The organism is Rheinheimera oceanensis (assembly GCF_018831085.1).
GTDB lineage: Bacteria > Pseudomonadota > Gammaproteobacteria > Enterobacterales > Alteromonadaceae > Alishewanella > Alishewanella oceanensis.
The window spans coordinates 526473-553043 of record NZ_JAGPNM010000001.1 but is presented as its reverse complement, the minus strand read 5'-3'; the positions used below and the strand labels follow the sequence as shown (position 1 = coordinate 553043).

Genomic DNA, 26571 nt, shown 5'->3' with positions numbered 1-26571 from the left:
TAGCTACTCTGGTGAAAAATGTTACAACAACACCTGCCAGTAGCCGACATCCAGCCATTGATTAAACTTAAAACCCACCTGTTTAAACTCGGCTACCTGCGTCATAGCAAATTTTTTATGCAGCGCTATGCTGGCATCATTTGGCAGAGCAATGCCGGCAATAACCGCATGAATACCGCGTTGTTTCAGTTGGGAAAATAGCTGGCGATACAGCATTGAACCTATACCGGCACCGGTAGCACCAGGCGCCAGATAGACGCTGATCTCTACCGAAAAACGGTAAGCAAACCTGGCCCGCCATTTAGTGGCATAGGCATAACCGGTGATATTACCGTTGCTATCTTCAGCTACCAGATAGGGCAGGTTGGCCTGCAGTACCTCGCTGATCCGGTTTTGCATCTGTGGTGCATCAATTTCTTCGGTTTCAAAGCTCACTGCAGTATTGGTAATGTAGTGGTTATAAATAGCCACTATTGCTGCAGCATCACCAGTATTCGCTGCACGTATTGTAATCTCAGCCGGTTGCATCTTAGTTTGCTACTACCTGTGTTTTGCGAAAGCAGTTATTGTGATGATCATTTACCATACCGCAGGCCTGCATATGGGCGTAAATAATGGTGGAGCCAACAAACTTAAAGCCACGCTTTTTTAGGTCTTTGCTCATTGCATCTGATTCCGGGCTGGTAGCGCGGTAATCGGCCGGGCTGGCAATGCTGTTTAACTGCGGCTGGCCGTTTACAAAGCGCCATTGGTAGTTGCTGAAGCTGCCAAACTCGGCTTGTACTTCTAAAAACCGGGCGGCGTTATTAATAGCCGCAGCTACTTTTAACCGGTTGCGGATAATACCGGGGTTTTGCAGCAGTTCAGCCGCTTTGGCGTCATCAAAGGCGGCTACTTTTACCGGGTCAAAATTAGCAAAAGCGGCACGGTAGCTATCACGCTTTTTCAGTACCGTGTACCAGCTAAGCCCGGCCTGTGCTGCTTCCAGCGTTAAAAACTCAAACAGCTTGTTGTCGTCATACACCGGCACGCCCCATTCTGTATCGTGGTAGGCAACATAATCCGGTTTGGTTAAATCTACCCAGTGGCAGCGGCACGGTGTGTTCATCATAGGTTCCTTATTTTTCCAGCTTGGGTGGCTGGGCCAGATAATCCAATGCCAGGCCGGTTAATGCCCGTACGCCGTTTATCAGTGCATCTTCGTTAACATCAAACATCGGTGAGTGGTTTGGCGGCACTTCGCTAAGCGGTTTACCTTCGGGTGAGATGCCTAAAAAGAAAAACACGCCCGGAATTTGTTGCTGGTAAAACGAGAAGTCTTCGGCGCCGGTAATGGGTTTAATAGACGCTACGCCTTTGTCGCCGGCAGCCCATTTCAGGCTTGGCATCGCCCACTCAGTTAATGCCGGATCATTCCAGGTTACAGCTGCAAAATTATGCACGTGAAAATGTGCTTCAGCGCCGCTGGCTTTGGCAATATGCTCGCTGGTATGCGCCATGCGGGCAATTAAGTCTTCACGCATTTCACTGTCAAAGGTACGGATGGTGCCTTCGAGCTTTACGTCATCGGGAATAATATTCCAGCGAATACCGCCATGTACCTGGCCAAATGACACCACGGCCGGTGCTTTGGTGACATCAATTTGCCGCGCCGGTATCAGGTTAATAGCGCTGATTAACTGGCCGGTAACGTTGATCGGGTCTATACCACGCCATGGTGACGAGCCATGTACTTGTTTGCCCTTAACGGTAATTTGAAAGCTATCGGCCGCCGCCATAATGCCTTCGGTTTTTACCTGCAGCTGGCCGGGTTCTCCGGGCCAGACATGCAGGCCGAAAATGGCGCTGGGGCTGGGGTTAGCAAATAGGCCTTCGGCCAGCATCATCTTGGCGCCACCTTCTTCACCGGCCGGCGGGCCTTCTTCGGCGGGCTGAAACACAAACATAATGGTACCGGCAATATCGGCTTTTTGTTTGCTCAGCACTTCGGCAGCGCCCATTAGCATAGCCACATGGGCATCATGGCCACAGGCATGCATTACGCCGGTTTGCTGACCGTTAAATTCACTGATAACTTTTGATGCAAATGGCAGCCCGGTTTGCTCGGTTACCGGCAGTGCGTCCATATCCGCGCGCAGTGCTACTACAGGGCCGGGTTTCGCGCCTGTTAAAATACCCACTACACCGGTATGGGCAATGCCGGTACGCACTTCTAAGCCGAGTTTTTCCAGATGAGCCGCCACTTTGGCTGCAGTACGCACTTCGCGGTTAGATAATTCCGGGTGTTGGTGAATATCACGGCGCCACGCTATAACCTTAGGCATTACTTGTTCAATTTGCTTGCTGAGCTCTTGCCGTTGCCCGGCAGCAGCTATCGGGGTTTGTAACAGCGGTAATAAAGCCAGGCTTAACAGTGACCAGCGCATAGTAACTCCATCATTTTTTTATAGTGCTACTACCTTAAGCGCCACTGATGAAAATGGCAATTGTTGCTGGAAAATTGCCGTTAGCTTAGGTAATGTCGGACCAGTTGCTTCAAAAACAGACGCAGGCCAATGCAGTTACATATTATTCCGGGATACATTCAGAACATTTATCTGGTGCAGGATGCGGCAGGTTTACTGTTGCTTGATGGTTGCAGCCGTGCCGATGTATCCACAGTGTGTGACTTTATCAGCCAAAAATTAGCGTTGCCGCTAACTGCGCTTAAGCTGGTGGTGGTAACACATATGCATCCGGATCATGCTGGTGGGGCACATCTGTTACGGCGCAAAACCGGCGCCCGCATTGCCTGCCATCCCAAAGCTTGCCTGTGGTACTCCGGGCTACTGGGCCGTACAGCGCATGTCATTGATGTTAGCTTAACCTGGTGGGTAGCCAACCGGCTGGGCAAGCCCAAACGTCATATCTGGTATAATCCGATACTAAAAGCAGATATGGTGCTGTTAGATGAGCAGCTCCTGCCTGATTTTCCAGACTGGCAGGTGATCTATACCCCTGGTCATACCGACCATGATGTGTCGCTTATGCACCAGCCCAGTAAACAGTTGTATATTGCTGATTTAATTGTGTCGGTTAAAAAACGCTTGGTGCCACCTTATCCCGTTTGTCACCCTAATCAATATAAACAGTCACTTAAGCGCGTTAGCGCGTTGCAACCGAATCAGCTGTATTTTGCTCATCTGCCGCCCCGCGCGGGCGACAGCATCAATTTTAATGACATTCTGGCACAAGCCCCAACCTTGCCGAAAAACCACTGGCATTCAATGCGTAACCGCATTTTGCATACCTTGGGCTGGCAGAGTAATTCGCATTAAATATATTGCTGATGTGAGTTTGAGTAACCGCTAGTGCCGTTTAGCACTGGCGGGTTTTGCTTATAAACCAAACACCACTTTTTCGCTTTTTAACAGCCGGCTGCTGGCGTAACTGCAGCCGGCAAAGATAGCCAATGTCAGCAGGCCAGATACCAACAGTTGCGGCATGGCGATGGTGCTGCCTTTTAAATAAGCGATCATAGCTTGTTGCTGCGCCGCTATTGGCAGCCACTGCAGGTAATCCGGCGCTATGTTATAAGCTGTCACCATGCTCAGGCCCGCCGGTACCAGCAGTGCCATAGTCACGTAGGTTTGCGCTTCTTTAAACGACTTGGCCACGAAAGATACCATTACTTGTAAACTGGCTGACAGAAGTGCCAGCGGCAAGCCAATCAGCAGTGTGAACAGCATAAAGTCGGCATTTAAGCTGATGTTAAAGCCCAGTTGCTGCCAGGGCACCATGCCATAGGCAAACTTGGACACAAGCAGAATAACCAGCAAGCCCAGCATGGAAAAACAAGCGATGGCGGTAATTTTAGCTAATACCAGCTGCAGGCTATTCAGTGGCTGGCTGAGTAACAGTGTTAGCGAATTACGCTCACGCTCGCCGGCACTGGTGTCTATGGCCAGGTTCATCGCGGCGTAGAACAGCGTTAAAATAATGCTCAGGGTGGCAATGGCTAAGAAGGTGCCGCCGCGGGAGTCTGGTGTGGCCTGATCCTGTAACTGCACATCCACCGGCTGCATCAATTGTGGATCTATACCTCGTGCCATCAGGCGTAAAGTGGCAATGTCACTGTTGTAACGGCCAAGCTCACGCTCTAAGCGGCGGATAGCGGTTTGCAGCTGGTCGTTGGCACGATCGGTATCAATAATAACGGTTGCTGGCCGGCCTTGCTGCATGTGCTGCTGAAAATCAGTGCTGAAAACTAAGCGAATAGCTTTGACGTCATCCCCTTCGCCATGGCGGATATCTTTGTTGGCAAGATATTGCACCAGCGCCGGCGCGGCGTCAGCGTTGTCGATGCTGATCAGTAACTCATCGCTGGAGCTAAGCTGCTTGAACAGCACTGAAAACAGCAAGCACATCAGTAGAGGTGTGCCAACAGAATAATACAGTCCGGCCATTACCGAGCGTTTATCACGGCTGGCATCCAGCAGTTCTTTACGAAACAAAGTACGGAATAAGTTCATCATGCTGCAATTCCTTCATCGGTGCCTATCAGGCTAATAAATGCATCTTCCAGGCTGGTTTTGCCGGTACGTAGACAGAGTTCGGCCGGTGAGCCCTGTGCTACTACCCGGCCTTTAGCCATAACCACCACTTGATCACACAGCGCGGCCACTTCTTGCATGACATGGCTGGAAAACAGCACGCAATGGCCTTGCTGTTTTAACATCAGCAGTAAATCGCGCAGCAGCCGGGTGCTCATGACATCTAAACCGCGGGTCGGCTCGTCCAAAACAATATTGGTGGGCTTATGCACTATGGCTTGGGCTAGCGCGGTTTTCATCCGTTGGCCCTGTGAAAAACCCTGACAGCGCCTATCGGCGATATCCTGCATTTTTAACAAACTGAGGGCTTCGGCGGTGGCGAGTTTGGCATCTTGTGTGCTCATGCCATTGAGCTCGGCAAAAAACTGCACATATTCGCGCGGTGTTAGCCGTTCATATAAGCCACAGGGATCGGGAAACAGCCCCAGCTGTTGCTTTGCTTGTGTGCTTTGGGTTGCCACATTCAGGCCGTCAATTTCTGCGCTGCCGCTGTCTGCTTTCAGTAAGCCAAACAGGGTGCGTAAACAGGTGGTTTTTCCGGCACCATTGGGGCCTAATAAGCCGGTGATGGTGCCATTTTCTGCCTGAAAACTCAGGCCGTTTAATGCTTGCACCTGGCCTATTTTTTTATGTAAATCAGTTACTTTAATCATGGTTTATTCCTGATCGCTGATGGGGGTTGATACCGGGCTTATCTGCAGTGCCGCTGCCGCTGTCATGGCGGTACCATTGGCATTGGTTAAAAAGGGATGGCGCAGTTCTTGTTTTAAACAGTTATCATCCAATGTGCTGGCAGACTGCTGGTTAATAAACTGGCTAATCAGTTTTGGGGCACAAGTTTGCGAAGCGACAATGTGGGTTGCATGAGGTGCAATCAGATGGCGCGCATTGCTCATCTGCGCCATCGCCAGTTCAGCCCAACCAGGCGGGGTGGCCGGATCTAAGCCACCGGATAACAACAGCACTGGCGTGTCGGTTTGTAGTGGCACCGTGTAATCAGCAGCGACCGGCTTAACCTGCCACACATTACAGCTGGCCTCGGCGCCCTGCAGCCAGCTGTGACCTAAATAGCTTTTAGTAAACTCAGCCTGGCTTTGAGCGGTCCAAAATGGCCGGTCTTCGCCGCAGACAACGGCAAAGTTAACCCCGATGGATAAATCGGCAGCAAAATCCTGTGCCAGCATTAAGCCGACAAGTGCACTATAGTCACCTTGGCTAGCTTGTTCTACCACCATCGGGATCATTGCACGGTAACGATTACTGTAGAGTGCAAAGCGCAGTGCTTGTTGTAGCTTAGCTCTGGTCAGTTTCAGTTCAATCAGCTCATAAGTGCGTGGGTGGCGCACTGTTGTGCTGATAGTTTGGGCTGTCAGCCTTTGTTGTAGCTGCTGCAATTGCGCCCTGGCATCAGGAAACTGCTGGCGGCATTCTGGTGACGCATCACAGTAAGTGTAGACGGCTTCCAACGACGCATCAGAGGCAGCACCCATAGCGCCGAAGCTTTGGTTAAACGGCACGACGCCATCCAGAGTGGCAGTGAGCACGGCATCCGGATACTGGCGCATATATTCCTGCGCCATCCGCGTGCCGTACGAGCCACCATACAAATGCAGCTTTTGATAGCCCAGCGCCAGACGTACCGCTTCAAAATCCGCAGCGGCGGCTACTGTAGTGTAATGGCTAAGGTCGACCTGTAATTTGTCCAGGCACAGCGCGGTTTCCTGGCGCGTTATTGCTGCCATATCCAGGTTGTTTTCATCCAGCGCAAACTGGCTGGTTAAGTCCAGGCTATCGCATTGCAGCAACCCGGACTTTCCGGTACCACGTTGATCGACCAGCAGAATATCGCGGCTTTCCCGGGCGTAGCGCAGGCCATGAACAAAGGTTGCCGCCGCATCAAATGCGGCTTGACCAGGCCCTCCGGCAAAGCCCAGTACCGCCTCTTGTGGGTGCAACGGGTTAATTGCGGGCAGCACGGCAAAATGAATATCGATGCTGGCATCTTGAGTGGGCGCGTTAGCGTGCAGCGGCCGACGAATACTGCCGCACAGCATACGGTCAGTTAAATTTTTGGCATAACAAGGGGTCAGGGCAGGCTTCGCCTGTTGTGGCGTTATTAATTTTGTCTGCTGTGCACTTGCTGCTGCCGGCATCAGTAACGCCGTTGCCGCAACAAGCGGCCAGGCAGCGCATAGGTATTTTAATTTTAGTGTGTTCAAACGGGTGCTCCTCAAGGTATTGATAATCAACAGAACAAGCTTGTTAAGCTGTTTGATAATTAAGTCGCTCAGGGAAGCAGCACTGTTACAACATTTAATTTTTTTATTTATGTAACACTTTTGCCGCAAACACAGACTCAGGGGCGACGGTTAGGATAAGTTTTGAGTGTTGAGTGTTGAGTGTTGAGTGTTGAGTGCTGAGTGAGAAGTGAGAGTGTTGCTTTGGCACTGCTCAGTGCAGGCCAAAGCAGCATTTATGTAAGGTTAGCTGTTAAAGGCAGCAAAGTAGTCCTTATGCACTGTGTGGCATAAGGCTCCGGGCCGCAGCCCTTGTACCTTTGCTGTGGCGTCGGCTTTGCTATAACCCAGTTGTGTCATCAGTATCGCCGCCATTAAGCCGGTGCGGCCAGAGCCACCTTTGCAGTGAATAGCTACCGTGTTGCCGGCTTGCAGCAAGGACAGTATTGCGGCTTTATGGGTGGCAAAAGCCTGCTCAAACGGTTGTTGTGGCGCGCAATCATCTTCTACCGGTAACTGAAACCACTGCAAGCCAAGCTCGCCGCATATAGCGCCCAGATTATCAACGTTATTTTGTGCCAGCTCCTGCTGTGGCATCAGCGTAATAATGGCAGCCGCACCGGCAGCTTTAAGCTGGGCAATGCTATCGGTAAGGCCCACGCCTTTTGTGCCGGGGCAGGGTGTAAAAATCAGTTGCCCGGTACTTAGCGCTAATATATCAAACGGATGGCTCATATTTTGTCCTGTAGTAGTTTTTTATTCAGTTAGTTAAACCAGTGCCGGGTGCGGTTAGCAAACCATACCAGCGATAGCATTACCGGTACTTCTACCAGTACGCCAACAACGGTGGCCAGGGCGGCTCCGCTGTTTAAGCCAAATAAGGCGATAGCCACTGCCACCGCCAGTTCAAAAAAGTTAGAAGTGCTGATCATGCAAGCCGGTGCGGCAATATTGTGCGGCAGGCGTATTTTTTTCGCTACAGCATAAGTAATAGCAAAAATGCCATAGGTTTGAATAAGTAAGGGTATCACAATCAGTAGAATAATCAGTGGCTTGGTTACAATGGCTTGCGCCTGAAAACCAAATAGCAGCATTACGGTGGCCAGCAAACCAAGCATCGACCAGGGTTTGGCTTTAGCTAAGAATTGGCCAATTCGCTGCTCACTGCTGCCATTATTAAGCTGCTTACGCGTTAGCACGCCGGCAATCAGTGGCAGCAGTACATATAGCAACACGGACAATAAAAGCGTTTGCCAAGGGATGGTAATATCACTAACGCCCAGTAGTAGAGCAGCCAGCGGCGCAAAGGCGAAAATCATAATAATGTCGTTTACCGACACCTGCACCAGCGTGTAGTTGGCATCACCTTTAGTAAGCTGGCTCCAGACAAACACCATCGCAGTGCAAGGTGCAACACCGAGTAAAATCATACCGGCGATATATTCATTGGCGCTTTGCGGGTCTACCCAGCCGGCAAAAAACACTTTAAAAAACAACCAGCCTAATGCAGCCATGGTAAAGGGCTTTACCAGCCAGTTCATTATCAATGTCAGCACTAAACCTTTAGGCTTTTTACCGACGTCTTTAATGGCAGCAAAATCAACTTGTACCATCATCGGGTAAATCATCAGCCAAATCAACACGGCTACCACTAAGTTGATCTGGCCATATTCCAGCGCGGCAATGGCCTGAAACACTGCCGGCAGCATGTTGCCCAGTAGTACCCCGGCTAGTATGCAAAGGCCAACCCAAACTGATAAATAACGTTCAAAAATACCCATTAACAACGACCTTGTTGTGTAATTACAATACCAAACCAGTTATCCAGCTACATAGTGCTCTGATTTACCCGCGTTGCTACCGCTTCTGCCGATTCTTTGCGCTCGGAATAGCGATCTACAAGGTAGCCGCTACGATCGCGTACCAGCAGGGTAAATTTAACCAGCTCTTCCATTACATCAACTATGCGGTCGTAATAGGGTGACGGTTTCATCCGGTCGTTGTCATCAAATTCCTGATAAGCTTTGGCAACAGAAGACTGGTTTGGAATGGTCAGCATACGCATCCAGCGCCCTAACACCCGCATCTGATTAACAGTATTAAAAGACTGTGAGCCGCCGCATACCTGCATTACCGCCAGGGTTTTACCCTGAGTTGGCCGCACTGCGCCAAGCGATAACGGGATCCAGTCAATTTGGGTTTTCATAATGCCGGTCATGGCGCCGTGGCGCTCGGGTGAGCACCACACCATGCCTTCACACCATTCTACCAATTCGCGCAGCTCGGCTACTTTAGGGTGACTCACATCTTCGCTGTCTGGCAGCGGTAAGCCTGCCGGGTTAAAAATACGGATTTCTGCGCCCATGGCATCTAACAGGCGTGCAGCTTCTTCTGTTACCAGCCGGCTAAACGAGCGCTGGCGCAATGAGCCATATAACAACAAAATACGCGGTTTATGTGCAGAAGGTTTATCGGCAAACACCTGAGCATTGTCCGGTTGTTGTAATAGCGCTGGGTTAATATTAGGTAAGTTGTGCATAGGGTTACTCCCGATCACGAGATGGCAGATCACAAGATTGCGGCGTAAGGGGGCAACACAGGCCATCGCTGCCAGCAACGGTTGTTGCTGTATCGGCCACAAGCTGTAGCAGGCTCATTAGTGGTAACAAGCTGTTAAGGTTAAGCGAGTAGCATACGCGCGGGTGTTCTATTTCACCTGCCACCACGCCAGCGGCTTTTAGAATGCGCAAATGCTCCGATACTGTCGATTGCGCCAGACCAACCTCGTGGGTGATCTCGCCGCCAATACAGGAGGTTTTGCTAAGCAGCAAACGGATAATCTGAATGCGTGCAGGGTGCGCTAAAGCTTTGGCAATAGCTGCCAGTTGCTCATTGGATGGATCGTTTTCTGGGCTCATTTATTTTATTATCGTTATTCGACGATAAACGAAATTTACGCCCGTAATCAGGCAATGTCAAATAACAAAATGAAAAAGGCGGGTGTTACCGGGCGCTGCTATTTGTATTGATTAGCCATATTGGTACAGCGGCTCTGCTACCACATTGAGCGTTGCAGCTTTATGCAGATCATATTTTTGCTGCCGATTTAGCCAAAACTGCGCGCTGATGCCGGTGCCAAGCTCGAGCTTTTTAGCCAGTAATACCGATACAGAGCTGTGGCCGTTAACAAACAACGATAACTGCTTACGGCTGATATGCAGTTTGGCCGCAGCCTCTGCGATACTCAGTTTATGTGGTTGCAGGCAACGCTGCAGCAATACCTGCCCAGGATGTTGCACAGCTAACTTGGTGCTACGTGTTAAAACTGTCATATCAGCCTCACTGAAGTGCATCTTAATTTTAAAGCGTTACCTGTGGCGTAACGATTAAAGTGTAGGGTGAAAAATGCTCAACCTCCACACGGAAACTAAGAAGCATTGTTAGGTGGGCGCTGAAATTGCAGAAGCAAGTTTGCGTGCTGTTGAAGCATCAGTCGCTTCTCTTCTGATGTTGCCGCTATCAATACGCCAGATACCACATTGTTAGTCACACCGGGCCATTTCATAAAGGACACTTGCGTATAAGAAGTGCTTGCAGCCGTGTCATCGTAGGCAATTGCGATCGCTACGAAAAAGTCTGGGTCGTTGTAGTTAGCCACATCTGATCCTGGAAAGTTGTCTGGAACAACCTGAATATAGCCACTCTTGACATTCCATTCCGTATTAGGCATTGCATCATCGGCTATTCCTATAGGGAAGGCTTTGACCTCTTTGCGCTGTTCATGCGGTAGTACAAATACAAAACCCGAGACGTTGCATGCAGGACGACGGCCGGAATTACGAATATAGCCTGATATGATACCTACTCTAGGATCAAGAATTTCTTTCTCAGTACTGAGAGCTTTTGAGACTGTCGGGCGTGTGAGAGCAAAGCTAGCAAAAGTAAATAGAGGCCGTGACTCGAGAAATTCGGCACGTTTAGCCAGGTTACTTTGCTTAAGGGTGCTGGCAGCAAAATAAGTAGCAAAGCATGCCGCTAGAGCTGAGATACAAGTCGCAACAGCGTTTAGTCCTTCCCACATGTTACCTCCAAAGTCTCCATAGTGTAATCAAACGCCATAAGCGTCTAAATACGGATTAACCAGCCTTTGAGCATTTAATGCAGTTCACATTACTTTGCTTTTCGACTGCTACAATGACTTACAGGTGCAAGCGTTTTCAGCTTATAGTAACGAGTGCATACAGGTTATAAAACCGAACTGTTTAGCAGTATTCATAGGCGGGTTATTCGCGGTATGGCTGATTAAGGACTGGAGTCATTTCATCCGGTACACGAATTCTGAAAAACAGCGCGGGATCGTAGTCCTCGTTTGATAGTGCAACCCGATCTTGCTGGGGTACCACTATCTCGGGGCTAGCAGGTTGGTTACCAATATATAAGAAAATAGCAAATGGTGCTTTATATAGCCCGCCATCAAACTCGATTGCTGTTACACCGGGTACCAGTGTGCGTTTATAGCGATTGATGGTGCTGGTCATCGAACCTTCAACATTGCTGCTTAAAATAATACGGTTATAAAACTCTTGATAATCAGATTGTTCCATCTCCTCAGTTGGTTGGGGAGGTTTATGCTGAAAGTAGCGAAAACCAGAGCGCACAAAAGACTCGTAATTGTATAAAGTGCCTTCTTCTCTGCTCAGGTTCACAGGAATGCTTCTATCCAGAAACAACTGAATTCTCATGCTGGGTAAGTTGTCACGGTATTCGTGCGGTTCATATAGCGAAAATAAAGATTCCTGATTGGCAAATACCGTCCAGTAAATTCGAATCGCTAGTACACTGGGATCAAGTTTAATCGCGTTTGCCGGGTCCAGGCCGAAAATCTCAGCAAAACGTGCGGTGTATACCAATTGCTCGTTTAGCGAAGAATACTGTTTAGGGTCATGCTTTGTTATGTTTTCGGGTTGTTTAGGCGCTGATACGGCATCAGGCTCAGAGCAACTCAGCAATACAATAGCCGCCAACAGTAATAACAAAAAACGCATGCGGCTAACTCCAGCTAATTGGTTTAGTAAATTCAGTCTCTGCCGCAATTAATTGTACTAAGCCTGCCATGCTATGGGCGCATAATGTGCGTTGCCCGGCTTGTGCTGCGCCAAGTGCTGGCGATATTCTGCCAGCCAGGCTGATATTGCCACATTGGTTATTGCTAAGCGTGCGGGTATTGCCGGTAATTCTGGGGCCTGTACCCACCGATACGGTATCGTGCTCACTACGGATATGCAGCACCTTTTTAAAGTTATTGCGGTAACCACTTAGGCGGGCACGGTTAATTAAATTGCCAATTAAACCAAAGTTAGAGCTGGTTGCAGCCCTTAACATACCCGGTGCATTAAAAGTGACCAGAGGTAAAGGTGAACTGTGTTTAGCCGATAATAATGCTGCTAAACCGCCGCCTAATGAATGGCCAGTGACATAAAAGTTTTCTGCGTTTACTTCCGCTTCTCTTAGTGCAAGGTTAAGTGAATCACGAGCTGGGCGGTACTGCGCAGGCATAGCACCGGCGAAGAGCGAAGCGTTACTTGGAACATCGTAACGCAGATCATCGGTACCGCGCACTGCAAAAATAGCGGTATTGCCTTTTTTGAACAGGGCAGCAAAAAAGCCATCTGTTGGATGACTATAGCGGCGAATAAGGTTTAAGCCTGGAACATTGGGTGCTGTTTCATACACTGCACTGCAGCATTTTGCTAAATCTAATACAGAAGCCATTACTATTCCTTGTAGAGTGAAGTACCTGAATAGTATTTGGTTGCTTATTTGTTGTCAAATTGTTCAATTTGTATCTGGGTTGTTGTTTTGTGTTCAGGGCAGATGATATTGAGCATAAAACTGCGCTGCACAAGCACAGTTTTAAATGCTACAGCTGATTTACCCCGGCACTGCATCCACTAACCCGGGGCAATCGAGCACAAAAGCGATTTTTTTCAGCGATTTTTGCTCCAGCATTAAATCGGCTGCCAGCAAGCTTTGTTGTGCTAGCCAGTCTGTACCGAGTTTAAGTTGCAAATACTGGCTACCGGCTTCGGCTTGTAGTTCTGGCAGCAGGTCGTCGCGGCGCTTTTGGTTTAGCAGTACAGCCAGGCGTAACAGTACCAGCAGACATATAACTTGCGGTAGTTGATACAAACTAAAGGCTGGTATTTCATCGGCACGGATTTTACGGCGGTGAAACCGCACCAGCGTGGCGATAAGCTGCTGTTGTTCCTGGTTAAAGCCAGGCAGGTTGGCATTTTGCAGAATATAAGCCGAGTGTTTTTGTACACCGGACGAGTTAATGTGCAGGCCTACTTCGTATAAAGTAGCTGCCCAGCCCAGCAACATGGCGTCTTCATCGGTCAGTTGCCACTGGCTACGTACCTGGCTAAACAACAACAGTGCGGTTTGGCTAACCCGCTCTGCCTGCGCCATATCTACGTCATACCGGCGTTGCAGGCTGGCCACGCTGTGTTCGCGTATATCCAGATGCTGCAGCCGGTCACTCATTTCGTATAGCACGCCTTCGCGCAGAGCTGCGTCAATATAAATCAGTTGCTCGATTTGCAGTAGATTAAAGGCGGCAATCAGAATTGCCAGGCCAGAGCAAATCAGCAGTTTGCGATCATCTGTCAGGCCGGGTAAGTCCAGTTGATAGCTGTTTTCCTGCTGCACCAGATGCTCTTTTAGCGCCAGCAGGTGTGGTAGTTCAAGTGCATTGCTGCTTAACCCCATACCGACAATAATATCGCGGATGGTTTTTACCGTGCCAGAGGTGCCTACTGCCTGCTGCCAGCCGGCGGCTTTAAAGCTGCTGACAATCGGCTCCAGCTCTTGCTCGGCCTGTAAAATAGCGCGGTTAAAACGTTTTTCACTAATGCGGCCCTGGGCAAAATGCTGCAACGCGTAGCTGACACAACCCATATTGCGGCTGCTGAGCCGCAGCGGCTGCACGCCCTCGCCAATGGCAAATTCGGTACTGCCGCCACCAATATCTATTACCAGCCGCCGGCCAGAGAAATGCTCAAAATGCGCTACCCCCTGATAAATAAAACGGGCTTCTTCCTGGCCGGAGATCACTTCTATCGGAAAGGGGAATATGGCTTTGGCACGGCGTAAAAAAGTGGCTGAATTGCGGGCCCGGCGCAGGGTGTAGGTGGCAATAACCCGCACTGACTGCGGTGCAAAAGGGAGTAAGGTATCGGCAAATTGTGCCAACACATTCAGGCCGCGCTCTATGGCTTCTTCACTTAATACCAGTTGCTCGTTTAAGCCTTCGGCCAGTTGTACTTTTTGTTTCTCGCGGTGTAACAGCTGAATATCGCCATCTATTACCCGCGCTATTACCATATGAAAAGAGTTTGAGCCCAGATCGACCGCTGCCATATAGGCGTGGTCGTCCGGGCGATCTTTACTTGGTTGGTTGTCGTTCATTCCGTCTCGGTACTGATCAGTTGCCCTTGCTGGCGGGCAAGATATTCGTAGATCTGCTGCTGCGAGCGGATGCTGCGTTTATTGCCGCGTTTAACATAGGCATTACTTTGTTTGGCATCAATAATACGTGCCTTTACGTTGTCCCGCCACTGAATATCCAGAGTGTCTAATACTTGTTGCTTTAAACGCACATCGTATATCGGTACACCTACCTCTACCCGCTGGTCGATATTACGGGTCATCCAGTCGGCTGACGACAGGTAAACGTCGGTTTCGCCGCCGTTATGAAACACGTAAATACGAGAATGCTCTAAGAAGCGGTCAAGTACAGAAATGACTCTGATATTCTGGCTTTTGCCTGGCAAACCGGGAACAAGCGAGCACATACCGCGGATAATCATACGAATTTTTACCCCGGCCTGGCTGGCGCGGTACAACAGGTCAACAATTTGCTGGTCAACCAGGTTATTCACCTTAAGGAAAATCTCCGCTTTGCGGCCGCTAACAGCAAAATCGATTTCGCGTTGAATAAGCTGCATCAGCCGTGGCCGGCTCCAGGTGGGCGAGACAATCAGGTGGTTAAACTGGTATGGCCGGTAGCTGTATTCAATAAACTCAAATACCTGGCCGACTTCTGCGGTAATTTCCTGATGGCAGGTAAACAAGCTCATATCGGTGTATATACGTGCGGTTTTCTCGTTAAAGTTACCGGTGCCGATATGGCCGTAGTGCATCAGTTTGCCTTTTTCCATCCGGCTGATCAGGCATAACTTAGAGTGAATTTTCAGTGTGGTTAAGCCAAATACCACCTGGATACCGGCTTCGGTCATTTTACGCGCCCAGTTGATATTGTTTTCTTCATCAAACCGCGCTTTTAGCTCAACCACCACGGTAACTTTTTTGCCATTGCGCACTGCATCCAGTAATGAATGAATGACCCGTGAGTGTTTGGCTACCCGGTACATGGTCATTTTAATGTGGGTTACTTTAGGGTCGAATGATGCCTGTCGCACCCATTCGGTAAAGTAGCCAAAGTTATGGTAGGGGTAGTGCAGCAGAATATCGCCGGCGCGGATGGCGTCAAAACTGGTAGTGTATTGCTCAAACTCCGGGCTCTTTAGCGGCGGCATCGGTGGAAATTCGGTGCTTTGATGGCCGATATTCGGAAAGCTGATAAAGTCTTTAAAATTGCGGTACCGGCTGCCGGGAATTAACGAGTCGGTTGAGCTGGTGCCCAGCTGTTTGCTCAGTACTCTTAGCATTTGTTCTGGCATGGCAGCATCATATACCAGCCGCACCGGTTCCGATTTCAAGCGTTGACGAATACCCTTAGACATTTTATCCAGCAGGCTTTGATCCAGGGTGTCACTGATATTGTATTCAGCGTCGCGGGTCAGTTTTAACGAGTAAGCCTGAATATGATCAAACTCAAAAAAACCGGCAAATAAGTCGGCAATACAATGCACTATGACATCGTCCAGCAATAATATTTGCCGCCGGTAATGGCCGTTTTTCTTGCGGGTGTTTAAATGCAGCGGCAGTTCAATAAAGCGCGACAATTCGGTGGTAGGCACCTGCACTATGGCATATTCCGGTTTACCATTGCCGGTCATTTCTACCATCAGATAGGTGGTATTATCTTCCAACGCCTTAGGTAAACTGACCTCGTCACCCGACAGAATCATCGGCGAAATATGCTTGATCACTTCGTCACGAAAATAGCTGCGCACCCAGCCGGACTGTAGCTCAGTAAGTTTAAAATTGTCTATTAATTCAATATTGTGCTTACGAAGTTCCAGCTGAATATCCAGATAAATAGCATTAAAGCGCTGGCCCAGCTGCAATACGCGCTGCTGAATTTCCTGCATCAGCTCTTCTGCATCTTCCTGTTCACTTTGCTGGTACTTTTTCAGCAAAATGCGGCGTTTAACGTCGGCTACCCGCACGCGGAAAAACTCGTCCATATTATTGGAATAAATGCCAAGAAAACGTAAGCGCTCTATCGGTGGGTTACGCTCGTCGGCGGCTTCCTGCAGCACGCGGCCATTAAAAGACAACCAGCTAAGCTCGCGGGGGTAAAGCGGAAATTCGCTGTTGGCAGCGTCGGTATGTTCCATGATCCAGCTCCTGACTACAACTGGCTATTACTCTATGGCAGTTTTGTGACAATAAGATGAACGCAGCTGAGGTTCAGCTGCGGTATAAATGTCAGGCCTGTGTTTCAATATCAACAACAATATCAGTGGCAATGGCTTCAAGTGCCCTGACCACTTCGTCACGGCTAACGCTGGAGGGCAGCTCTACTGTGGCTACTGCATTAAACAGCGGCACTCCCCAGTTTGGCGCGCTTTGTTTGCTGCTTTCAAAGTGCACTATATTGGTACCTTTATGTTTAATAACCGATGACAACTCGCGCACTATACCCGGGCGATCGTTACCGGTAATCACAAATTTCAGATGTTGCTGCTCGTTCAGGCTGCTGGGAATACCATGCTGAATTTTAATATCCAGATCACTGATTTTTTCCAGTGCAGCGGTAAGCTCTGCTAAATCCTGCTCGGCCACTTCTACTTGTAATATACCGGCGAAATAACCTGCCAGATGGCTAAGGTTGCTGGCCATCCAATTACCGTTGTGTGTGCTGACCACTGTTGCCAGAGTCTCGACCAAACCTGCTTTATCTTTACCAATTAAGGTCAGTACTAACTGCTTCATGCGCTATTTTCCTGTCAGACTTAAATTAGCGTATCGGCCAAAAACACCGTAGTTTGCCGCTTACACGACCTGAGTGTAGCGCCTGTTACCGATTTTTAAAATGTAGCCTTAACATTATTTGTAAATTTAGTAAGTTAAGCCTGTCAGGTTAGCGCTATGCTGGCACTGCGGTTGCGTTTCTGACTATACTTAAGCTGTTTTTGCGATGGCTCACACCTTTGGTTTCACCTTATCATACACATGCACGGAGTTCGCAGTGGATAAACTCAATTTAACAAAACATATTTCCAGCTCTTTTAATGAAGAAATTGACGAAGTGCGCAACCATGTAATGGCGATGGGCGGCTTAATCGAACAACAGCTGAATAACGCGCTGATGGCCATTGCCGATGCTGACGCCGAGCTGGCGCAAAAGGTGATAGACAACGATTTAAAGGTAAATAACTGGGAGCTGCAGATTGATAAAGAGTGCACCCGCATTATTGTGCGCCGCCAGCCGGCTGCCAGCGATTTACGCCTGATTATGGCCATTATGAAAACCATTGCTGATTTAGAGCGTATCGGCGATGAAACCCGCCGTATTGCCAGGGTGGCGCTGGAGTCGTTTAATTCAGAACAGCAGGGCTTACTGGTAAATCTGGATAATTTAGGCCGCCATGTAGGCCAGATGCTGCACGATGTACTGGATGCTTTTGCCCGCATGGACGTAGAAACCGCCTTGCTGGTACATAAAGAAGATAAGAAAGTTGACCGCGAATATGAGGCCATTACCCGCCAGCTAATGACCTATATGATTGAAGATCCGCGCTCTATTCCAAAAATTATGAATGTACTCTGGTCGGCCCGCTCACTGGAGCGTATCGGCGATCGCTGTAAAAATCTGGCTGAGTACATTATTTTTTTCGTTAAAGGTAAGGTGGTGCGCCACAGCAGCGCTGAGCAGCTGGAGCAAGATGCACGCAGCTGATTTTCATCTGTTTTTACTGTACATCGCCAACGCCCTGACTAGACTTCTGCTCAGGGCGTTTTCATTGTGTATTCATTTTTCGTTTTTCATGCGCTTTGAATGCCGTTACAATGCGCGCCGACTATCGTCAAACCAACATACGAGGCCAGGCTATGCCAGCTAGTACTTTTTTATCCGTGTTTGCCAAATCACCGATTAAGCCAATAGAGGAACATATTCGCAAGGTGCATCAGGCGAGTGAATTGTTGTTGCCATTTTTTGATGCAGTGTATGTGCAGGACTGGCAAACAGCTGCGGATGTACGCAAAAACATCGTGGCGTTGGAAAAGGAAGCCGACAAATTAAAACGCGAAATCCGCGTTAATCTGCCGCGTGGGCTATTTTTGCCGGTAGACCGGACTGACATTTTAGAATTGGTGTCGCAGCAAGACAAAATTGCTAACAAAACCAAAGATATTACCGGCCGTGTACTGGGCCGCGAGTTACTTATTCCTGCAAGCCTGCAGGCTGGCTTTAAAGCCTATGTGCAGCGCTGTATTGACGCTACCGCACTGGCAAGTGAAGTGATTAACGAGCTGGATGAACTACTGGAAACCGGTTTTCGGGGCCGTGAAGTTGATCTGGTTATTAAGATGGTTGAACAACTGGACACCATCGAAGGTGACACTGACGAGATGCAAATCAAGTTGCGTAAAGCCTTGCGTCTGGCCGAGACAGAGTTAAACCCAATTGATGTGATGTTCCTGTATCGCACGCTGGAATGGGTAGGTGATTTAGCCGACGTCGCGCTTAAAGTTGGTTCGCGTCTTGAAATTATGCTCGCCCGTTAATTTTAAAAGGTTTCCCTGATGGATATTATTCAATCATACGGTTTGATCCTGATTATTATCGCCGCCGTGTTCGGTTTTTTAATGGCTTATGGTGTGGGTGCCAATGACGTTGCCAATGCAATGGGCACTTCTGTAGGTTCTAAAGCGCTGACAATAAAACAAGCTATTTTTATTGCTGCTATTTTTGAATTTGCCGGTGCTTATCTTGCCGGCGGTTCAGTTACCTCTACCATTCGCGGCGGTATTACCGACGCTTCTTTCTTTGTTGATACACCTGAATTAATGGCTTACGGCATGATAGCGGCGCTGTTAGCTGCTGCCACCTGGCTAATTGTGGCCTCGTACTTTGGCTGGCCGGTATCTACCACGCACTCTATAGTTGGCGCCATTATTGGTTTTGCTGCGGTAGGCGTGGGCATGGACGCCGTACACTGGAACAAAGTAGGCGGTATTGTCGGCAGCTGGGTTGTTACCCCAATGCTGGCAGGGGTACTGGCTTATATGTTTTTTATGAGTGCACAAAGGCTGATTTTTGATACCGATAATCCGCTGGCGAATGCTAAAAAGTATGTACCGTTCTATATGGCGTTTGCTGCTTTTATGATGTCACTGGTAACTGTGCAAAAAGGTTTAGTGCATGTGGGTCTGGATATCAGCACTATAACCGGTTATTACATTGCCCTGGCTATTGCGGTGGTGGTGGGCTTGATTGGTAAAGTAGTCATTTCCCGTATTAAGTTTGACCCGGCAGCGGATAAAAAAATGCAGTTTAATAACGTTGAGCGCATTTTTGGTGTACTGATGATCACCACAGCCTGCTGTATGGCTTTTGCTCATGGTTCTAACGATGTGGCGAATGCGATAGGGCCTTTGGCTGCTGTAGTGAGTGTTGTCAGCTCCGGTGGCGAAATCAGCAGTAAGGCACAACTGGCCTGGTGGATACTGCCTTTAGGCGCGGTAGGTATTGTTATTGGTTTAGCGACCTTAGGTGCACGGGTTATTAAAACCGTAGGTACGGCTATTACGCATTTAACGCCAAGCCGTGGTTTTGCTGCTGAGTTGTCTGCAGCTTCTACCGTGGTTATCGCCTCTGGCACCGGTTTGCCTATTTCTACCACGCAAACCCTGGTTGGCGCAGTGTTAGGTGTAGGTTTAGCCCGTGGTATTGCTGCGCTGAATTTAGGTGTGGTGCGTAATATCTTTATCTCGTGGATTATTACCCTGCCGGTAGGTGCTGGCCTGGCAATTGTATTTTTCTATATTCTTAAGGCGATTTTCAGCATTTAATGCTGATACTATGCTGCAAAAAAGCCCTCAAATGAGGGCTTTTTTATGCTGGTTATCTCGCTTATGGCTGGTACTCACTCACCAGCGTTAAGCCGCTTACCGCCCGGAAGGCATATACAGAGAAATGCCAGACACCGGCCTGCGGGTTGTTAATAACACAGGTTTCGCTATTGCCGTTTTTATTTGGCCGGCAATCATAGCTGCCACTGGTAGGCTGGCTGCCATATTTTACGTACAGATCGGCATCACCTGTGCCACCGCTGATCTCAACCGTTAGCTGGGCCATACCTTCTGGTACATCCAGCGTATAGTGCTGCCAGGCACGGCGCGCTATATTGATGTTGGTAATGGTTTCGCCACCGGCATCCGGTAAATCCGGTGCGGTAAAGCTACCGGTCAGGTTTACACCGGTAAAGGCGCTGTATGCTACTAACTTAACAAAGTAAGTACCGGTTTGTGCCGGGTCAATAGCACAGCTTTCGTTATTACCGAACAGGTAAGGCCGGCAGTCCCAGCTTGATGCGGTTGGCTCGCTGCCAAACCTGACATACAGATCGGCATCACCGGTACCGCCGTTCATAACAAATGACAGGTTGCTGGCGCCTGCAGGTACGGCCAGGGTATACAGCAATTCTTCACCGGCAGCAGCGCTGATGCCTGATACTGTTACGCCATTGCTCAGCTCAGTGCCGGTTGGTGGTGGCTCGTTATCGTCGCCATCGCCGTCACAACCAAACTCGGCCAGATAATCTACCGCCGCTTTGGCTTGCACCAAACCATAGCCATAAGACGTATCACGGCCAGCGGCGCCTAAATCTTCTGCTGTTGCTGCTAAAGCACTGCGGATTTGTGCATTGCTACAATCCGGGTAATGGCTCCATACCAATGCTGCTACGCCGGCTACATGCGGTGACGCCATAGAGGTACCGTCCATCAGGCCGTAGTTAGACGGGCCGGCAAATAAACTGGCATCGTTACCTACCTCAGCAACCAGTAACTGGCCATCTTCCTGCGATACGCTTAACGCCACGATATTAGTAGTAGGGGCATCACCTAAAGTACCGCTGAAATTGCCTGGTTCATTGTTATAAATCACCGCGCCAATACCACCGCCAGCCTGACATGACTCCACTTTTTGCGCGAAAGACACTTCGCCTCGCTGGATCAGACATATTTTACCGGCAACGTCGGTACAGGTATTTACAGCAAGGCCGCAGCTGGCAAGTTCAGCATTTAAACTTGCCATGGCAGAGCCTTCCAACGGGTTAGTACTGTAGGTGGTGCTGTTAACCGTCAGGCTGGTTTCCAGGCCTGTACCGGTTGGATAAGTACTCATTACGGCTACGCCAGGGCCCGCCAGTTCTACCTGTGTATTACGTTGGGAGAAATCGGCATGGGCTTTAGTGTCGTCAACTGCTGCAACAGATACCACAGAATCATAAGAGGCCGGATACGACATCGCGGTGTTGCCGTCATTACCGGCAGCAGCAACAAGTAACACACCGGCGTCATAGGCGGCCTGCATGGCATTGCGCTCGGTTACGTTTGAACCGGCGCCGCCCAAACTCATATTAATTACCGTAGAGCCGTTTTGCACACAGGTATCTACCGCCTGTGCCAGAGTAGAAGAATAACCCCAGCCACCAGCGTTAAATACTTTAATAATATGCAGTTTTACGTTGCCGTTGGGCAACACGCCAACAATACCAACATCGTTATTCAGCGCCGCAATGGTACCGGCTACATGCGTACCGTGCGGGCCACCGGCGTCAAACCAGTTACCGGTACCTATATCATTGGTGCCGGTAATATTGGCATCGTTAAAATCTTCATGCGGTAAGCCCAGGCCAGAGTCGATAACACATACCGTCTGGTTAGAAGCAAACTGGTCACTAACCTGATCGGCCTGCACCATGGTATAGCCGTAAGGCACTTGTTGTGACATAGGAAAACGCGGTAAATCGCGTTCGACGTATTCCACATTAGGATCTGCTTTTAACGCTTTAACCGCAGCCGGGCTTAGCTCGGCTGCTATGGCATTACGTTTGGCCAGTACATGGTGAATACGCGCACCCTGCCGGCTTAAGCGCTCGCTATTAGAGGTTAATGCCGACAGCGCATTATCTTTTGCGGCTTTACTGCGGTTGAGCAGCGGATCTTTACTCAGGCTGCTGTCTTTATATTTTACGATATAGCGCTCGCTGCTGGCTTGTTCAGCGGCCTGACGTAATGAGTCTGCTGATGCGGCCATGGCATTGGATACTGCGCTTGCCAGTAAGCTAACGCCGATCAGTAGTACAGTGTGATGTGATCTGGACATGTTCACCCTCCAGGTGATTTTTATAGTTTTTAAATTGTCAGAACCCGATACAACGCGGATAGCACAACTCGCAAACGGGGGAACTATTGTATTGACTTCAGTTGTTGCAGCAGGGCAGTTAGCTGCCTTTTGACTGTTCTAATACAATTAGCTATTTACGCTATAACAAATAATACGGTTATTCAAACTCATGTTTACATGAAAGTGGAGAAAATCACTTAAGGTGTTGAATTTGTGTTTACTAATTTTTATCAGTTGTAATTTTGTGTGTGCCGTAAAATTACCGGCTGCCACTTGCATAGCGTGGTTACAGGGCGTAAAGTTTAAGCACTTTTGTAGAATGGCATTTATGTTTTTAATCGGAATAAATAATGAAACGTTTGCCCAGTATTAAACAATTGCAGTATCTGCTGGCGTTACATGAACACCAGCACTTTGGCCGTGCTGCTGAGGCTTGTTATATCGGCCAGTCAACACTCAGTGCGGCTATTGCTAATTTAGAAGAAACCATGGACGCACAACTGCTGGAGCGCGATCATAAAACCTTTATTTTTACCCCGCTGGGTGAAGATGTGGTGCGCCAGGCCCGGCATATTATTGAGCAATGCGGTGAGTTAACTGAATTTGCCAAATGCCAGGGTAAACCGATGACAGGGCCGTTCCGTTTAGGCTGTATACCCACCATAGCGCCTTTTGTCCTCAGCGAGGTTATGGCATTGTGCCGCCAGCGTTATCCGGATTTACAGCTGTTGCTGCGTGAAGATACCTCTGAAAATTCGTTGCATGCTCTGGCTGAAGGCCGGCTGGATATGGTGCTGCTGGCACTGCCGTATGAAACCGGCGCGTTTCACACTGAAGTGTTATCGCAGGATGCCTTTAAACTGGTGCTGCATAAAGACTGGCTAAACCGCGGTTTTAACCAGGATATCAGCCAGTGGCCGGATGAAAGTATTTTTCTGCTGGAACGTGAGCATTGTCTGACTAACCATGCAGTAAAAGCCTGTGAGCTGGAAGACAGCCGCAAGGTTAACCCGTTTTTTGCTACCAGCCTGCACACCTTAACCCAGATGGTAAACAATAAACTGGGCGTGACGTTTATGCCGCAAATGGCGATTAACAGTGGTTTGCTCGATGGTACCGAGCTGGTTACACAATCACCCACTACCGGCAATGCTTACCGTGATATCGGTGTGGCCTGGCGGCCAACATCAACCAAGGCCCGCAGCTACCGGCTGATGGCAGATTTGATTAGCGAAGTGCTGCAACAAAAGTGCCGTTAAGGCAGCTGTTCTGCTAAAATGCCGGCTGTTTTTTACAGCCGTGCCCTCTGGTCGGTAAAGCCAAGGAACCTTCTATGCCAGCTAAAAGTATGCAAGTTAAAGATTTTTCATTCGAACTACCCGAGCAGCTTATTGCCCGTTTTCCCAAAGCCGAACGTTCATCCAGCCGCTTACTGGCCATGGACAAACACAGTGGCGAGTTACAACACCATATTTTTAAAGACTTAGCCGGCTTTTTACAGCCTGGTGATTTGCTGGTATTTAACAATACCAAAGTGATACCGGCGCGGTTGTTCGGCCAGAAAGCTTCAGGTGGCAAAGTAGAAGTGCTGGTAGAGCGCATACTGGACGACAAGCGCTTTTTGGCCCATGTGCGCGCCAGTAAAGCACCTAAGCCCGGCACTGAGCTGATACTGGAAAACAGTGCCAAAGTGCTGATGAATCAGCGCCATGATGAGTTGTTTGAGCTGGAAGTAACAGGCAATGAGCCGGTACTTGAAATGCTGGAGCGTTTAGGCCATATGCCGCTGCCACCTTATATTGACCGGCCCGACAACGCTGAAGATAAAGCACGTTATCAAACAGTGTATAACGAAAAACCGGGCGCCGTGGCTGCGCCCACCGCCGGGTTGCATTTTGACCAGCCGCTGCTGGATAAGCTTAAAGCTAAAGGCGTTGAATTTGCTTATGTAACTTTGCATGTTGGTGCCGGTACTTTTCAGCCGGTACGGGTGGCGAATGTGCTGGAGCACAAAATGCACGCCGAGTACGTCGAGGTGCCACAACAGGTGGTAGATGCTGTGGCGGCCTGCAAAGCGCGTGGTAACCGGGTGGTGGCTGTGGGCACAACGTCAGTACGCTCGCTGGAGTCAGCCGCACAACAAGGTGGTGGCAACCTGGTGGCCTATAACGGCGATACACAGATTTTTATCTATCCGGGCTACGAGTTTAAGGTGATTGACGCGCTGATCACTAACTTCCATTTGCCGGAATCTACGCTGATTATGCTGGTATCTGCATTCAGTAGCCGCGATTATGTAATGAACGCCTATAACACTGCTATTGCCGAGCAATACCGGTTTTATTCTTACGGCGATGCGATGTTTATTAGTTAACATTGTGCTTGGATAAGGGGGAGGGCCTACGGCAGGGAAATTCTTATTTCGCCGCCTTCGACAGCACGTCCCTGTGCTGTCTCAGCCTCCGCGGCATCCCTGCCGCTGCTGCATAAGAACACCCTGCTATAGCCTTGATAGTCAGCTGAATCATCATCAGGCGGGTTCAGCTTAGCTTCTGTCACTTAAGCTGCTATAATCGGCGGCGCAAAAAAGCCGGACTGTTTTTCCGGCGTATGAGGATAGTAATGAAATTTGAATTAGATACCACAGATGGCAAGGCCCGCCGTGGCCGGCTGATCTTTGAGCGTGGTGTAGTAGAAACGCCCGCCTTTATGCCGGTGGGTACTTACGGTACGGTAAAAGGCATGACACCGGAAGAGCTGGACGCTACCGGCGCGCAAATCTGCCTTGGCAACACCTTTCACTTAATGCTGCGCCCGGGCACTGAGATCATCAAAAAACATGGTGATCTGCATGACTTTATGCACTGGCATAAACCCATTTTGACCGACTCCGGCGGTTTTCAGGTATTCAGCCTGGGTGAGCTGCGCAAAATTACTGAAGAAGGCGTTAAATTCCGCTCGCCGCTAAATGGCGAGCGCATCATGTTAACGCCGGAGCGCTCAATGGAAGTGCAGCGTGATTTAGGCTCAGATATCGTGATGATTTTCGACGAATGTACGCCATATCCGGCCACCGAGCAGGAAGCGAAAAAGTCGATGGAAATGTCTCTGCGCTGGGCTAAACGCAGCAAAGATGCGCACGGCGATAACCCCGCAGCATTATTTGGTATTATTCAGGGCGGTATGTATCCGAACTTACGCGATGTATCGCTTAACGGCCTGGAAGATATTGGCTTTGATGGTTACGCTATCGGCGGGTTGTCGGTAGGTGAGCCTAAAGAAGATATGATCCGCATTTTAAACCACACCACCGATAAAATGCCGGCACACAAGCCGCGCTATTTAATGGGCGTGGGCAAGCCGGAAGATATCGTTGAAGCGGTACGCCGTGGTATCGATATGTTTGACTGCGTTATGCCAACCCGTAATGCGCGTAACGGTCATCTGTTTGTCAGCACCGGTGTGGTAAAAATCCGTAATGCCAAATACAAAGATGATATTGGCCCGCTGGATGCAGAATGCGACTGTTACACTTGTAAAAATTATTCCCGTGCCTATTTACACCATCTGGACCGTTGTAACGAAATTCAGGGCGCCCGGCTTAATACCGTCCACAACCTGCATCATTACCAAAAGCTGATGCAAGGATTGCGCGCAGCTATAGCCGCTGGTAACTTGGAGCAGTTTGTTGAACAGTTTTACACTAAGCGCGGTTTGCCGGTTCCGGCACTGCAAGCAATTGATACCAATACAGAACAACATTAATCACAATTAGGGGACACTTATGAGTTTATTTATCAGCAATGCATACGCCGACGTAGCCAGCCAGCCAGCTCAGGGCGGCGGTTGGGACCTTATCATCATGTTGGTGGCGTTTGGTTTGATTTTTTATTTTCTGATCTACCGCCCACAGGCTAAACGTGTAAAAGAACACCGCAACCTGATGGCAGCCTTAGGTAAAGGTGACGAGGTATTAACCCAGGGTGGCCTGATTGGCCGTATCAGCAAAATTGCTGAAGACAAAGACTTTGTGGTTATTGCGCTGAACGACACCACAGAAGTAACGGTACAAAAAGCAGCGATCAGTGCGGTACTGCCAAAAGGCACACTGAAATCACTGTAAGCCCGAAGA

Annotated in this window: 26 protein-coding genes; 8 read left to right on the top strand and 18 right to left on the bottom strand. The window is 49.2% G+C overall.

From position 1 onward, the window contains the following. Window positions 1–21 precede the first annotated feature (21 nt). Genes J3B89_RS02600 through J3B89_RS02590 form a run of 3 tightly spaced genes read right to left on the bottom strand, consistent with a single transcriptional unit; the run spans window position 22 to window position 2426 of the window. Window positions 22–528 (bottom strand): arsinothricin resistance N-acetyltransferase ArsN1 family B, encoded by a 507-nt coding sequence (locus J3B89_RS02600; protein WP_215395940.1) that lies wholly within the window; start codon window positions 526–528, stop codon window positions 22–24. Window position 529: 1 nt separating this feature from the next. Further along, on the bottom strand, window positions 530–1111 hold the full coding sequence (locus J3B89_RS02595) for a DNA-3-methyladenine glycosylase I (protein ID WP_434223080.1): 582 nt from the start codon (window positions 1109–1111) through the stop codon (window positions 530–532). A gap of 7 nt (window positions 1112–1118) precedes the next feature. Further along, complete coding sequence (locus J3B89_RS02590) at window positions 1119–2426, bottom strand: amidohydrolase (protein WP_215395938.1); 1308 nt, start codon at window positions 2424–2426, stop codon at window positions 1119–1121. A 129-nt stretch (window positions 2427–2555) separates the two neighbouring features. Between J3B89_RS02590 and J3B89_RS02585 the strand changes: the two genes are divergently transcribed. Then, window positions 2556–3317: an MBL fold metallo-hydrolase gene (locus J3B89_RS02585; RefSeq protein ID WP_215395937.1), complete on the top strand. Its 762-nt coding sequence runs from the start codon at window positions 2556–2558 to the stop codon at window positions 3315–3317. 60 nt (window positions 3318–3377) lie between these two features. Here the strand turns inward: J3B89_RS02585 and J3B89_RS02580 are convergent, their stop codons facing one another. From J3B89_RS02580 to J3B89_RS02515, 14 genes are all read right to left on the bottom strand, one after another. Further along, window positions 3378–4514: an ABC transporter permease gene (locus J3B89_RS02580; protein WP_215395936.1), complete on the bottom strand. Its 1137-nt coding sequence runs from the start codon at window positions 4512–4514 to the stop codon at window positions 3378–3380. Continuing rightward, window positions 4511–5245, bottom strand: coding sequence for an ABC transporter ATP-binding protein (locus J3B89_RS02575; RefSeq protein WP_215395935.1), 735 nt, complete (start codon window positions 5243–5245; stop codon window positions 4511–4513). Before J3B89_RS02575 ends, J3B89_RS02580 begins: the two co-directional genes overlap by 4 nt. 3 nt (window positions 5246–5248) lie before the next feature. Further along, a complete protein-coding gene (locus tag J3B89_RS02570; protein ID WP_215395934.1) occupies window positions 5249–6745 on the bottom strand; it encodes an alpha/beta hydrolase in 1497 nt (498 codons plus the stop codon). A gap of 330 nt (window positions 6746–7075) precedes the next feature. Beyond that, complete coding sequence (locus J3B89_RS02565; protein WP_215395933.1) at window positions 7076–7564, bottom strand: phosphatase domain-containing protein; 489 nt, start codon at window positions 7562–7564, stop codon at window positions 7076–7078. A gap of 29 nt (window positions 7565–7593) precedes the next feature. Then, window positions 7594–8610 (bottom strand): ACR3 family arsenite efflux transporter, encoded by a 1017-nt coding sequence (arsB, locus tag J3B89_RS02560; RefSeq protein ID WP_215395932.1) that lies wholly within the window; start codon window positions 8608–8610, stop codon window positions 7594–7596. A 47-nt stretch (window positions 8611–8657) separates the two neighbouring features. Next, window positions 8658–9368 carry an arsenical resistance protein ArsH gene (gene arsH / locus J3B89_RS02555; protein ID WP_215395931.1) on the bottom strand — a complete coding sequence of 237 codons (711 nt, stop codon included), beginning with the start codon at window positions 9366–9368 and terminating at the stop codon, window positions 8658–8660. A 4-nt stretch (window positions 9369–9372) separates the two neighbouring features. Then, window positions 9373–9747: an ArsR/SmtB family transcription factor gene (locus tag J3B89_RS02550; protein WP_215395930.1), complete on the bottom strand. Its 375-nt coding sequence runs from the start codon at window positions 9745–9747 to the stop codon at window positions 9373–9375. A 111-nt stretch (window positions 9748–9858) separates the two neighbouring features. Continuing rightward, window positions 9859–10161, bottom strand: a complete 303-nt coding sequence (locus J3B89_RS02545) for a HigA family addiction module antitoxin (RefSeq protein ID WP_215395929.1) — start codon at window positions 10159–10161, stop codon at window positions 9859–9861. A 95-nt stretch (window positions 10162–10256) separates the two neighbouring features. Then, window positions 10257–10910 carry a hypothetical protein gene (locus J3B89_RS02540; protein ID WP_215395928.1) on the bottom strand — a complete coding sequence of 218 codons (654 nt, stop codon included), beginning with the start codon at window positions 10908–10910 and terminating at the stop codon, window positions 10257–10259. Window positions 10911–11112: 202 nt separating this feature from the next. Continuing rightward, window positions 11113–11874 carry a hypothetical protein gene (locus J3B89_RS02535; protein ID WP_215395927.1) on the bottom strand — a complete coding sequence of 254 codons (762 nt, stop codon included), beginning with the start codon at window positions 11872–11874 and terminating at the stop codon, window positions 11113–11115. A gap of 4 nt (window positions 11875–11878) precedes the next feature. Next, window positions 11879–12601, bottom strand: coding sequence for a Tle-like phospholipase domain-containing protein (locus tag J3B89_RS02530; RefSeq protein WP_215395926.1), 723 nt, complete (start codon window positions 12599–12601; stop codon window positions 11879–11881). 159 nt (window positions 12602–12760) lie between these two features. Beyond that, window positions 12761–14299, bottom strand: a complete 1539-nt coding sequence (locus J3B89_RS02525; protein WP_215395925.1) for a Ppx/GppA phosphatase family protein — start codon at window positions 14297–14299, stop codon at window positions 12761–12763. Further along, window positions 14296–16416, bottom strand: a complete 2121-nt coding sequence (ppk1, locus tag J3B89_RS02520) for a polyphosphate kinase 1 (protein WP_215395924.1) — start codon at window positions 16414–16416, stop codon at window positions 14296–14298. The genes J3B89_RS02525 and ppk1 overlap by 4 nt, the downstream gene beginning before the upstream one ends. A 91-nt stretch (window positions 16417–16507) precedes the next feature. After that, the gene (locus J3B89_RS02515) at window positions 16508–17014 is read right to left on the bottom strand and encodes a glycine cleavage system transcriptional repressor (protein ID WP_215395923.1); all 507 of its coding nucleotides are present in this window, start codon (window positions 17012–17014) and stop codon (window positions 16508–16510) included. Window positions 17015–17270: 256 nt separating this feature from the next. Between J3B89_RS02515 and phoU the strand changes: the two genes are divergently transcribed. The 3 genes from phoU (at window position 17271) to J3B89_RS02500 (ending at window position 20098) form a co-directional block, all read left to right on the top strand. Then, window positions 17271–17981, top strand: coding sequence for a phosphate signaling complex protein PhoU (gene phoU / locus J3B89_RS02510; RefSeq protein WP_092789488.1), 711 nt, complete (start codon window positions 17271–17273; stop codon window positions 17979–17981). A gap of 152 nt (window positions 17982–18133) precedes the next feature. Continuing rightward, a complete protein-coding gene (locus tag J3B89_RS02505; protein WP_215395922.1) occupies window positions 18134–18811 on the top strand; it encodes a TIGR00153 family protein in 678 nt (225 codons plus the stop codon). 18 nt (window positions 18812–18829) lie between these two features. Next, on the top strand, window positions 18830–20098 hold the full coding sequence (locus J3B89_RS02500) for an inorganic phosphate transporter (protein WP_215395921.1): 1269 nt from the start codon (window positions 18830–18832) through the stop codon (window positions 20096–20098). Between the two features lie 61 nt (window positions 20099–20159). On the opposite strand, the gene J3B89_RS02495 is transcribed toward J3B89_RS02500, so the two are convergent. Next, window positions 20160–22418, bottom strand: coding sequence for a S8 family serine peptidase (locus tag J3B89_RS02495; RefSeq protein WP_251372172.1), 2259 nt, complete (start codon window positions 22416–22418; stop codon window positions 20160–20162). A 371-nt stretch (window positions 22419–22789) separates the two neighbouring features. Here J3B89_RS02495 and J3B89_RS02490 point away from each other — a divergent pair, with 371 nt between their 5' ends. The 4 genes from J3B89_RS02490 (at window position 22790) to yajC (ending at window position 26562) form a co-directional block, all read left to right on the top strand. Further along, window positions 22790–23698, top strand: a complete 909-nt coding sequence (locus tag J3B89_RS02490; RefSeq protein ID WP_215395920.1) for a hydrogen peroxide-inducible genes activator — start codon at window positions 22790–22792, stop codon at window positions 23696–23698. A gap of 89 nt (window positions 23699–23787) precedes the next feature. Next, window positions 23788–24813 carry a tRNA preQ1(34) S-adenosylmethionine ribosyltransferase-isomerase QueA gene (gene queA, locus J3B89_RS02485; RefSeq protein ID WP_215396331.1) on the top strand — a complete coding sequence of 342 codons (1026 nt, stop codon included), beginning with the start codon at window positions 23788–23790 and terminating at the stop codon, window positions 24811–24813. Between the two features lie 248 nt (window positions 24814–25061). After that, a complete protein-coding gene (gene tgt, locus J3B89_RS02480; protein ID WP_215395919.1) occupies window positions 25062–26204 on the top strand; it encodes a tRNA guanosine(34) transglycosylase Tgt in 1143 nt (380 codons plus the stop codon). 19 nt (window positions 26205–26223) lie between these two features. After that, the gene (gene yajC / locus J3B89_RS02475; RefSeq protein ID WP_068228223.1) at window positions 26224–26562 is read left to right on the top strand and encodes a preprotein translocase subunit YajC; all 339 of its coding nucleotides are present in this window, start codon (window positions 26224–26226) and stop codon (window positions 26560–26562) included. Window positions 26563–26571 lie beyond the last annotated feature (9 nt).